At 42.2% G+C, this 10,501-nt stretch carries 10 protein-coding genes; 6 read left to right on the plus strand and 4 right to left on the minus strand.

Going from position 1 to position 10,501, the window contains the following annotated elements; translation table 11 throughout:
* Window positions 1-3 precede the first annotated feature (3 nt).
* On the minus strand, window positions 4-576 hold the full coding sequence (gene efpL / locus B2R65_RS01235) for an elongation factor P-like protein EfpL (RefSeq protein ID WP_004587302.1): 573 nt from the start codon (window positions 574-576) through the stop codon (window positions 4-6).
* 194 nt (window positions 577-770) lie between these two features.
* Between efpL and B2R65_RS01240 the strand changes: the two genes are divergently transcribed.
* Window positions 771-1,157 (plus strand): MmcQ/YjbR family DNA-binding protein, encoded by a 387-nt coding sequence (locus B2R65_RS01240; RefSeq protein WP_004587303.1) that lies wholly within the window; start codon window positions 771-773, stop codon window positions 1,155-1,157.
* A 37-nt stretch (window positions 1,158-1,194) separates the two neighbouring features.
* On the opposite strand, the gene B2R65_RS01245 is transcribed toward B2R65_RS01240, so the two are convergent.
* The 3 genes from B2R65_RS01245 to fadI all read right to left on the minus strand — a co-directional run bounded on the left by B2R65_RS01245 (window position 1,195) and on the right by fadI (window position 5,524).
* On the minus strand, window positions 1,195-1,704 hold the full coding sequence (locus B2R65_RS01245; protein ID WP_286740437.1) for a GNAT family N-acetyltransferase: 510 nt from the start codon (window positions 1,702-1,704) through the stop codon (window positions 1,195-1,197).
* 287 nt (window positions 1,705-1,991) lie between these two features.
* Window positions 1,992-4,214 carry a fatty acid oxidation complex subunit alpha FadJ gene (gene fadJ, locus B2R65_RS01250; protein WP_248443124.1) on the minus strand — a complete coding sequence of 741 codons (2,223 nt, stop codon included), beginning with the start codon at window positions 4,212-4,214 and terminating at the stop codon, window positions 1,992-1,994.
* Window positions 4,214-5,524, minus strand: a complete 1,311-nt coding sequence (fadI, locus tag B2R65_RS01255) for an acetyl-CoA C-acyltransferase FadI (protein ID WP_286740440.1) — start codon at window positions 5,522-5,524, stop codon at window positions 4,214-4,216. Before fadI ends, fadJ begins: the two co-directional genes overlap by 1 nt.
* 329 nt (window positions 5,525-5,853) lie before the next feature.
* Here fadI and B2R65_RS01260 point away from each other — a divergent pair, with 329 nt between their 5' ends.
* From B2R65_RS01260 to B2R65_RS01280, 5 genes are all read left to right on the plus strand, one after another.
* Window positions 5,854-6,810: an AAA family ATPase gene (locus tag B2R65_RS01260; protein ID WP_004587307.1), complete on the plus strand. Its 957-nt coding sequence runs from the start codon at window positions 5,854-5,856 to the stop codon at window positions 6,808-6,810.
* A 3-nt stretch (window positions 6,811-6,813) separates the two neighbouring features.
* Complete coding sequence (locus tag B2R65_RS01265; RefSeq protein ID WP_286740443.1) at window positions 6,814-7,758, plus strand: DUF58 domain-containing protein; 945 nt, start codon at window positions 6,814-6,816, stop codon at window positions 7,756-7,758.
* A 2-nt stretch (window positions 7,759-7,760) separates the two neighbouring features.
* Entirely contained in the window at window positions 7,761-8,195 is a 435-nt protein-coding gene (locus B2R65_RS01270; protein WP_055253030.1) for a DUF4381 domain-containing protein, read from the plus strand.
* Window positions 8,188-9,174, plus strand: a complete 987-nt coding sequence (locus B2R65_RS01275) for a vWA domain-containing protein (protein WP_024031872.1) — start codon at window positions 8,188-8,190, stop codon at window positions 9,172-9,174. The genes B2R65_RS01270 and B2R65_RS01275 overlap by 8 nt, the downstream gene beginning before the upstream one ends.
* On the plus strand, window positions 9,174-10,501 hold a 1,328-nt coding region (locus B2R65_RS01280), incomplete at its 3' end, for a vWA domain-containing protein (RefSeq protein ID WP_286740444.1). The genes B2R65_RS01275 and B2R65_RS01280, both read left to right, overlap by 1 nt.

Here is a 10,501-nt window from a genome sequence, read left to right on the forward strand (position 1 = left end):
GGGTTACTTTTCAGCGCGACCCATAAATTTGTGCTCAACCGTATTAATACGGATACGGTCGCCCGTAGATATATGCTCAGGCACCGAAATGGTTAAACCCGTGCTCAGGCGTGCAGGCTTAGAGCGTGCACTGGCAGAAGCGCCTTTGATTGAAGGGTCTGTTTCTTCAACAACCAGCTCTACGCTTGATGGCAAATCTAAACCTACAGGCGAGCCATCAATTACAATAACGTGTACGCCTTGCGTTTCTTCGTTAACGAATTGAATTTCTTCTGCTATCGCCTCTTTGTTTAAGTTATACGGCGTGTAGTCTTCATTATCCATAAACACGTATTCATCGCCATCAATGTACGAAAGCATTGCTTCGCGGCGAGTTAAATCTGCTAGGGTAAGCATGTCGCTGTCTTTGAAGGTTTCGTCTACTTTTGCACCTGTTACTACATCGTATAAACGCATACGGTACAAACTACCGCCTGCACGGCCTTGTGGAACTGAACGTACAATATCTTTAACTACCAACACGCGATTATTAAACTCAATCGCGGTTCCTTTTTTAACTTCACTCGCCTTTGGCATGGGGGTTTTCCTATTATTTTTTTGATTGCCAGAAACATACCACGAACTGGGTATTGTTCAACTAAAAATACGTTAATTTGGGGCTGCATTTGATATAGACTTGCAAATTTTTAATTTAAAACTAAATACCTATAATCAAAAGCGAAAAAAACTGCTATGGTATCTCTACCGAGTATGACTTCAAGGATTGGATCATGGACCAAAACACAGTACATGAGTATTTAGTAAAGAAGCCCTTGGTGCAAGTGACAAAACCATTTGCTCAAGAGGTTGATGTTTATAAAGTAAATCATAAAATGTTTGCCACCCTTGCCTTAGGTAATGATGGAGACGTTAATGATGATGGAGATCCTATTTGGTGGCTTAATTTAAAGTGCGATCCCGATGAAGCACTTAAATTGCGTGATATTTTTCCTGCGGTGATCCCTGGCTATCATATGAACAAGCGGCTTTGGAATACGGTGATATTAGATGGCTCTATTCCACAAGGCGAAATTGAAAGAATGATCGATAATTCGTTCAAATTAGTTGTTGAGAATATGCCAGAAAAAGACCGTAAAGCAATTGAAGCACATCTATAGAAACCACCATCACGGGCTAGCTTGCTAGCCCTATTTGCTACAATTTTAATGTATATATCAAATCATCATAACGTGTATTATTAATAGTGTGCGCTTGCGTATTAATGCCAGTTAACGTTAATCCACACTTTTGTAATACCTTTTCAGACCCTATATTCCCCTTTGTAACCACGGCTTTAAACTGTGCAATACCGCATTGTTGCCATGCCCACTCAATCACGGCACGCAATGACTCACTGGCAAAGCCTTGATTAAAATACGCGGGTAAAAACAAATAGCCTAGCTCAGCTTGCTCAAGTTCGTATGTAAACCCCGTTACACCCATGGGCTCATTTGAATGCTTATCAAATACCACAAGGCAAAGTGGATGAGTAGAAGTGCTATCCCAACTTTTTAAACGTTGTTCAAACCGGCTGCGTACAAACGCTTCGCTGGGCATATCGTAGCAATAACGGATCACGGTAGGATTTTGATGTAACTGCAAAAATAATGGCCAATCACTGCTTTGAAGTGGGCGCATTGCCAATCGTGCTGTAAACAACTGCATGATGGTTTACCTCTTATCTACTTAGCTGCAAATTAAGCTAACATACTTTATAGCAAGCCACTTAATTATAAGTCTTATTTGAGGGTAAAAACCTGTCGATAACTAAATAAAAACTGGCAATTTAGGTTTTATAAATGCACGTTTTTAACACAGGTAGCGACACGTTTAGCCCCGCAGAATGATTAAGTATTATTGCGGGTTGGTATTATTGCGCCCTAGTATTCTATATTTACAAATAGCAGATATAAAAAAACCGCATATAATGCGGTTTTTTTAATCAAGCTGTTTTACGAGTCTTGTTTTGGTGAGTCAACGCTCTCTTCTTGAGGTTGCTCATCAGCAGGTTCTGCTTCTATAGCTTGTTCAGCAACAGGTGCTGGGCTTGGCTCATCTGCAACAGGCTGCGTTTGATAAAACTTAGCGCCTGATTCAGCCATACTTACTAACGTGTCGCATGGGGCAAAATTTGCATTGTTATTCGCTAATGTAGACATTTCAGAGCTAACCTTGCTGGCGCCCAATTTATCCATATAGCTAAACGGTCCACCTAAAAACGGTGGGAAGCCAATACCAAATATAGCGCCAATGTCGCCATCACGTGGGCTGGCAATAATGCCATCGTCTAAACAACGCACGGCTTCGTTAAGCATTTGTGATACACAGCGCTTAGCAATTTCACTTTTATTTAAACGCGGTGCAGGGGTTACACCTAATAGCTCATACACTGACTCGTCAACTTTTTTGCTCTTTTTATCGTACTCATAAAAACCACGACCCGTTTTACGGCCTAGGCGTTTTGAATCAATCATACGAGAAAATGCATCTGGCGCTTTAAAACGCTCGCCTAATTCTTTTTCAAGAATTGGGGCTATTTTAGAGCCTATATCAATCCCTACTTCATCAAGTAAAGCAAGCGGCCCAACTGGGAAACCAAACTCTACAAGGGCTGCATCAATTTTTTCAATTGGCTCACCGGCAAGCATTAAATTAGCTGCTTCATTTACATAAGGCGCTAAAATACGGTTTACGTAAAAGCCTGCCATGTCTTTTACCACAATGGGCGTTTTACCTTGCTTACGTGCAAAGTTAACTACGCGCGCTATAGTCTCTTGTGAAGTCCCTTCGTGCGGAATAATCTCCACTAATGGCATTTTTTCAACTGGCGAGAAGTAATGCAGGCCTATCACGTTTTCAGGGCGCTGTGCCTGTGCTGCAATTTGTGAAATAGGCAGTGATGACGTGTTACTTGCAAAAATAGTATTGCTTTGGCATTGCTGCTCTATATCGGCAACCATACCTTGCTTTAAGGCTAAATCTTCAAAAACAGCTTCTACTACTAAATCAATGTGTTTAAAGCCACTGTAGTCGGTAGTACCGGTAATACGGTTCATTGTTAACTGCATATCAGCTTTAGACATAATGCGGCGTTTAAGGCGCTTATCTAAAATTTTGTAGGTGTAGTTCATGGCATTACTAATGCCCTGCTCTGCTACATCTTTAATACGTACAGGTACTTTGGCTTTTACTGCGCTTACATGCGCAATACCAGCACCCATTAGGCCGCCACCTAAAACAGCTGTTTTACTGATTGCTGGCGCATCGTCGTTGCGCCACTCTTTTTTCATTTCAGTGGTTGCAAAGAAAATACCGCGAAGCGCTTTAGATTCATCACTCATTACAAGTGTTGCAAAGCTTTCAGCTTCTGTTTTGTATGCTTTTAATTTATCAAGCTCTACACTTGCACGCACAGCTTTAATAATCGCAAGCGGTGCAGGATAATGTCCGCCGGTTTTTTTAAGGACGTTTTCTTTGGCTTTTTTAAAGATAAAGTTGCGGCCAAACGGGTTTGACTCTAATAATTTGCTTACTTTATCAAGCTTTGGCTCTTTATCTGCTGGCTTTTTCTTAGCGGCAAATTCTTTAGCGACTTTTAGTAATACGCTCTGTGGTACTACATCATCTAATACGCCTGCTTTTTTAGCTTGCTTAGGGCGAATCTGCTTGCCTGTTAGCATCCATTCAAGTGCTTTTTGAATGCCTACAATTTTAGTTAAACGCTGCGTACCACCGCCACCTGGTAATAAACCAAGTTGTACTTCAGGCAGGCCTACTTTAGTCATATCGCTATCTGTGCCTACGCGGTAATCACACGCTAAAGCAAACTCTAAACCACCACCAAGCGCAGCACCATGTATTGCACTTACTGTTGTATAAGGTAGTTTTGTCATATCAAAAAAGGCTTGATGACAAAGTTCACTAATTGCTAACGCATCTTCACGCTTTTGCACGCTATCAAGCATTTTTACATCAGCGCCCGCGATAAAGTTATCGCTTTTACCACTTATAAATACCATCCCCTTTACTGACTCTTGCTTAGCCGCTTCAAGTAAAGCTTTTAAGTCATCAGCGAATGAGTCGCGCAGGGTGTTCATTTTCTCACCCGGCACATCAATGGTTACTACGGCAATTTTGTTTTCATCTACCGTTAAATTAAATACTGAATCTGTCATTACGCGCTCTCCAATACAAAGGCTGCACCTAAACCACCAGCAGCACACGCTGTTGTTAATGCTAAACCGCCACCACGACGTTTAAGCTCGTGTAAGCTTTGCGTAATTAAACGAGCACCGGTTGCTGCAAATGGGTGACCATATGCCAGTGAGCCGCCATTAACGTTAAACTTATCCATGTTAATTTCGCCAATTGCTTTGCTACGACCAAGTTTTTCTTGCGCAAACTTATCTGATGCAAACATTTTCATATTGGCAAGTGTTTGCGATGCAAAGGCTTCGTGCATTTCAATTAAATCTAAATCAGCAAGTGTAATTCCTGCTCTATCAAGTGCGATAGGCGTTGAATGCGCTGGGCCCATTAGCATGTCTTTTTCTACACCAATTGCCGAAAAGGCAAAGCTACGTACATAACCTAAAATTTCGTAGCCTAGTGCTTTTGCTTTGCTTTCGCTCATCATCAGTACGGCAGCTGCACCATCGGTTAATGGTGTTGCATTAGCAGCGGTAACCGAGCCATGTTGGCGGTCAAATACTGGTTTAAGCTTAGCGTAGCCTTCAACTGTAGAATTTTTACGAATGTTATTATCTTCTTCAATAAAGCTTTTATATGGCGGTAAGTGCGCCGTCATTACTTCATATTTTAACTTGCCATCGGCCCATGCTTGGGTTGCAAGTGAATGCGAGCGATGCGCTAGTGCATCTTGATCTTCACGGCTTATGTTATGTGTTTTAGCCATTTGCTCAGCAGTTTGCCCCATTGAAAGGCCTGTTGAGTACTCAGCAACCGCAGGCGGTACTGGTAATAAATCTTTTAAACGCAGTTTTGAGAATATTTGTAAACGCTGGCCTAAGGTACGTGCTTTGTTTAAATCAACTAAGCTACCTGCCAATTTTTTACTTACGCCAATAGGTAATACTGAAGATGAATCGGCGCCACCGGCAATACCTACATTTACAGAGCCTGCCATAATAGATTCAGCTACATTAGCAATGGCCTGAAAGCTGGTAGCACACGCGCGCGATACTGAATACGCGTCTACGCCTACTGGCATACCCGTACCTAAAACAATTTCACGTGCAATATTTGGCGCTTCTGGCATTTGTACTACTTGACCAAATACAAGTTGATCGATTTCTGACTTGTCGAAATTTAATCGTTCAAGCATTTCGTTAACCACCAACTTACCCATATCAAGGGCTGGTACATGGTGAAACGCTGTTGCTTGTTTTGCAAAAGGAGTACGTAAGCCGCTAACGATGGCAATACGGTCGCCTTTTGGTGTTTTTAGTATGTTTTGCTCAGACATTTATGCTCTCCCGCTGACAGGTCTGACCTGTTTGTTTTCCTCGATTCTAAACAACCCGTGTGCTAAAGCCAATAGATAAACACAAATTTATACAAAAGCACTAAAGGTAGATATATACATAGTGCTTAATATTGACTACCACAATAGGCTTTTTTACGCGTTTTTACAAAGTTTTGTGGTACGCTAAAAACCGTTAAAAAATAACGAACTATTTTTAAAAATACAGTCTAACTCTTGAGTTACTCACTTATAAACCTTATAACTAGGTCAGTATTAATCACCTAAAATAAATTAGGTACAAACCCAGCTGACGAGGAAGTCTATTTATTATGGCAGCTAACGCATTCAAACAATTAAAAACGTACTTAGATACACAAATTATTGGCCAGCCAGAGCTTACTCAAGCACTCCTTATTGCCATTTTAGCGGATGGCCATCTATTAGTAGAAGGCCCGCCAGGGCTTGCAAAAACCCGTGCTGTTAACGCCCTTGCTAAAGGTATTGAAGGCTCGTTCCAGCGCGTACAGTTTACGCCCGACTTATTACCTGCCGATGTAACCGGCACCGATATTTACCGCCAACAAACCAGCGAGTTTGTGTTTGAGAAAGGCCCTTTATTTCATAACCTTATTTTAGCCGATGAAATAAACCGTGCCCCAGCAAAAGTACAATCAGCACTACTAGAAGCCATGGCAGAGCGCCAAGTAACGGTAGGCAAAAACACCTACCCGCTAAGCGATTTGTTTATGGTAATGGCGACCCAAAACCCGCTGGAGCAAGAAGGGACTTACCCACTGCCAGAGGCACAATTAGACCGCTTTTTATTACATTTAAGCATTGATTACCCAGGTGCAGAGCACGAGCTAGACATACTGCGGTTAACCCGTGGTGAAGCTCTTAATGAACAACAAGCGGTTATGCAACAAATTACCCAAAGCGATTTATTTGCCGCTCGCCAAGCTATTTTAGGCTTGTATTTAGCCGAGCCGCTTGAGCAATATTTAGTACAGCTTATTATTGCCACTCGTGAAGGGGCTAAGTTTGATGAGCAACTTGGCCGTTGGATTGAGTTTGGCGCAAGCCCGCGTGCTACCATTGCACTTGATAAATGTGCCCGTGCCCACGCTTGGTTACATGGCCGCGATTTTGTAGCACCCGATGACATTCAAGCCGTTGTACATAATGTACTGCGCCATCGTATTATTTTAAGCTACGAAGCACAGGCTGATGGCATTACTAAAGATCAGGTTATAAGCCGCATTGTTGAACTTGTAGCCGTACCCTAAGTTATGCAAACACAATTAGACTCAAAGGCGTGGCTAAAAGAAAGCCACAGCCACGGTGTAAATTTAGCGCTAAAAGAACTGCTGTATTACAAAGCTAAAGCACAGTTATTAGAGCTGGCACCTAAAGTTAAAATTAAAAACAGTTTAACTGGGCAATACCTTGCGCCCCATAAAGGCCGAGGCATGGAGTTTGCCGAAGTGCGTCATTACCAGCAAGGTGATGACATTCGCTCTATTGACTGGCGAGTAACAGCGCGTACCGGCGAAACCCATACAAAGCTTTTTCAAGAAGAAAAAGAGCGCCCAGTTTTTGTATTTACTGATTTTTCAAACTCTATGCTATTTGGCTCAAAGCTGCTGCTTAAGTCGGTACAGGCTGCGCACATTAGCGCGCTAGTTGCGTGGTCGGCGTGTCAACGCGGAGATAGAATTGGCGGTATTGTGTTTAATCAACACTCGCATTTAGAACTAAAGCCCAGCGCCCGCGAAAAAGCGGTATTAAAGCTGTGTCATAATCTATGCGACAGCCACCAGCAAGCACTTAACAATATAGACAAACAAGCAACCAACAACTTTAGCGATAATTTAAAACGCCTTAACCACTTAGCTAAACCTGGCAGCTTAGTGTATTTAGTCTCTGACTTTAATGCCTTAGATGATGCAAGCTTTAAACAATTAGAAATACTAAGCCGCCACTGTGAGCTGATAGGCTGTTATATAAGTGATCCGTTTGAACATACGCTCCCCGCGTTTAAAAACGCTGTCACTGTTAATGCCAACGGCCAAGATTTTGCGCTACCGCTTATGGATAAAAGCTTTAGAGAACGCTTTGCAAAAAACGCCGAGCAAGCATTTAGCGCACGTCTAAATCGCTTAACTAAATCGGGTCTTAACTTAATATCATTCAATGCAGCGAGCCCGCTTGAGCTGCAATTAGTGAGAAAATAACCATGCAAACCAATCCACTCGATGGCCTGCACGATATAATAGCGCCAAGCCAAGTTAGTTGGTGGCCACTCGCCCCTGCTTGGTGGGTTATTATTACCCTGCTGTTCATAGCAATCTGTGCAGCTGCTTTTTGGTTTTACAAAAATTATAAATTTAAAAAGCCTAAGCGCTACGCAATCGATTTAAGCCACAACGAGCAAAGCGCGCAAACACTTCATATTATTTTAAAGCGCTTAGTAATAGAGTATTACGATAAACGCCTAGCAACGCAATCAACTGCTAACTGGTGTAACACACTTAATACCTTAACCGGTTTAAGCTTTACCGAGCATGAGCTTTTAAGCCTGTATAATGCGCAGCAAACCAATGACGCGCTTAACGAAAAATTACGCCAAGGCATAAAGCAATTTAAACTAAAGGAGCCAGTACATGTTTGAATTTAGCTGGCCATGGTTGTTTTTATTACTACCTCTGCCCTTATTACTTTTATTATTAAAACCTGCTGCCAGTAACGCACATACCCGGTTACGTATTCCAAGCTTTGCCAAACATAACTTAGCCAGCCAAAGCCTTGAAAAAAGCGCACGTAAACTAACTATTTTTGAATGGCTACTTTGGCTATTACTGGTCACTGCTGCAGCCAACCCGACATGGTTAGACGACCCTATTTCATTACCAAACGAAGGGCGCGATATAATGCTTGCGGTCGATTTATCTGGCTCAATGACCGAACAAGACATGGCTTACAACGGCCAATATGTTGATCGCCTCACTATGGTAAAGGCGGTATTGAGTGACTTTATAGAGCAGCGCCAAGGCGACAGGTTAGGCCTGATATTATTTGGCGACACCGCATTTTTACAAACGCCACTGACTCGCGATGTTAAAACCGTAAGTAAAATGCTCAGTGAGTCTCAAATTGGCTTAGTTGGGCGTGCCACTGCTATTGGCGATGCGCTAGGTTTATCGGTAAAGCGTTTTGCCAACAAAGATAAAAGTAACCGTATTGTGGTGCTATTAACTGATGGCCAAAACACCGCAGGTAATTTAAAACCTGAAGATGCCCTACTCCTTGCCCGCGAGGAAGGCATAAAAGTATATACCATAGGTGTTGGCTCAGATAACCCCCGAGGATTTAGCCTATTTAATATGGGTGGTATGAGTGGGGGCAGCTTAGATGAAAGCTTGTTAAAAGACATTGCCGAACAAACCGGTGGGTTATATTTTAGAGCCAAAGATGTGGCTGGCCTTCAGCAAATTTACGCAGAGCTTGATAAATTAGAGCCAATTAGCGCAGATGAGCAAACATTTCGCCCGCAAAGCTCATTGTTTTACTACCCACTACTTATTGCTATTTTACTCATTAGTTTAAAAGTAATGTTAAGCACCTTACGTGCATTAAAGGAGCCTAACTAATGGACTTTACATTTATTCGTCCCGCTGTTTTGTGGCTTTTAATACCTGCACTTGCGTTGTTTTTTATAGCCTTTATTAAGCATAAAAAACAAAGCGCAGATAACCTAATTGCCCCTCATTTGGCGCCGTTTATTATGAACGAGTCAAACACTAAAGCCAGCCAGCCACTTTGGCTGGTCGCTGTATTTTGCTGTTTAGCTATTATTTTTAGTGCAGGTCCTAGTTTTGAAGAAAAACAGGTTCCTGTATTTCAAAGTAAAAGTGCCCGTGTGATTGTAATGGATATGTCGTACTCAATGTACAGTACCGATATAGCACCAAATCGTTTAATGCAATCACGCTTTAAAGCACTCGATATGATTGAGCTATTTAAAGAAGGCGACACCGCTTTAGTTGCCTATGCCGGCAGTGCATTTACTATTTCGCCACTTACAAACGATGCCACTACGCTTACTAATTTAATTCCGAGTTTAAGCCCCGACATTATGCCCGACAAAGGCTCTAATGTTTTAGCTGGCCTTGATATGGCAAAAGAGCTTTTAACACAAGCAGGCTATATTGATGGCGATATAATATTAGTCACCGATGGCATAGACCAAGAAGAGCAAAGCGATATTACTAGCTTTACCAGTAATTCTTCTTATCGGCTAAATATTTATGGCGTAGGCACAGAGCAAGGCGCACCAATTAAATTACCTGAAGGCGGTTTTTTAAAAGACAGCTACGGTCAAATAGTCATCCCCACCATTAACATAAGCCGCTTAAAAAGCCTAGCGACCCGCAGTGGTGGAAAGTTTGCCCTTTACCAACCAAGCAGCAGTGACATAGCCACTTTTGCACCAAGTGCCAACAGTGAGTTATTAAAAGATGAAAAACAAAGCCATGCCCTGTGGCGCATAGACGCAGGTATATATGGATTACTTATTTTACTTCCCTTAGGCCTTTATTTATTTAGAAGTGCAGCATTTGTAGGCGCCTTTTTAGTACTCAGCGTTTTGCCAACCCAACAGGCAAGTGCATTAGAGCTCCCCTCTTTTTTAAAAAACACTGATCAGCAAGCGCTAGATGCTTATAAAAATAAAGATTTTGAACGGGCCGCCAATGCCGACTCAAGCAGCTTAAAAGGGTCTGCGTTGTACCAACAAGGTAATTTTGATGCCGCACTAGAAGCCTTTAGTAAAGATAAATCAGCCACTGGTTTTTATAACTATGCCAACGCGCTTGCCAAATCAGGACAGCTAGAACAAGCCATAGATGCTTACAAACAAGCACAAACGCTACAACCTAACTTTAGCGAAGCCGCTGATAACCAAGCTTTGGTTGAGCA

The sequence above is a fragment of the Pseudoalteromonas sp. UBA2102 genome, from assembly GCF_002331165.1.
GTDB classification, from domain to species: Bacteria; Pseudomonadota; Gammaproteobacteria; order Enterobacterales; family Alteromonadaceae; genus Pseudoalteromonas; species Pseudoalteromonas atlantica.

Coding starts and splice junctions, on each gene's coding strand:
- efpL (WP_004587302.1), bottom strand. CDS start 576: ATGCCAAAGGCGAGTGAAGTTAAAAAAGGAACCGCGATTGAGTTTAAT.
- B2R65_RS01240 (WP_004587303.1), top strand. CDS start 771: ATGGACCAAAACACAGTACATGAGTATTTAGTAAAGAAGCCCTTGGTG.
- B2R65_RS01245 (WP_286740437.1), bottom strand. CDS start 1,704: ATGCAGTTGTTTACAGCACGATTGGCAATGCGCCCACTTCAAAGCAGT.
- fadJ (WP_248443124.1), bottom strand. CDS start 4,214: ATGACAGATTCAGTATTTAATTTAACGGTAGATGAAAACAAAATTGCC.
- fadI (WP_286740440.1), bottom strand. CDS start 5,524: ATGTCTGAGCAAAACATACTAAAAACACCAAAAGGCGACCGTATTGCC.
- B2R65_RS01260 (WP_004587307.1), top strand. CDS start 5,854: ATGGCAGCTAACGCATTCAAACAATTAAAAACGTACTTAGATACACAA.
- B2R65_RS01265 (WP_286740443.1), top strand. CDS start 6,814: ATGCAAACACAATTAGACTCAAAGGCGTGGCTAAAAGAAAGCCACAGC.
- B2R65_RS01270 (WP_055253030.1), top strand. CDS start 7,761: ATGCAAACCAATCCACTCGATGGCCTGCACGATATAATAGCGCCAAGC.
- B2R65_RS01275 (WP_024031872.1), top strand. CDS start 8,188: ATGTTTGAATTTAGCTGGCCATGGTTGTTTTTATTACTACCTCTGCCC.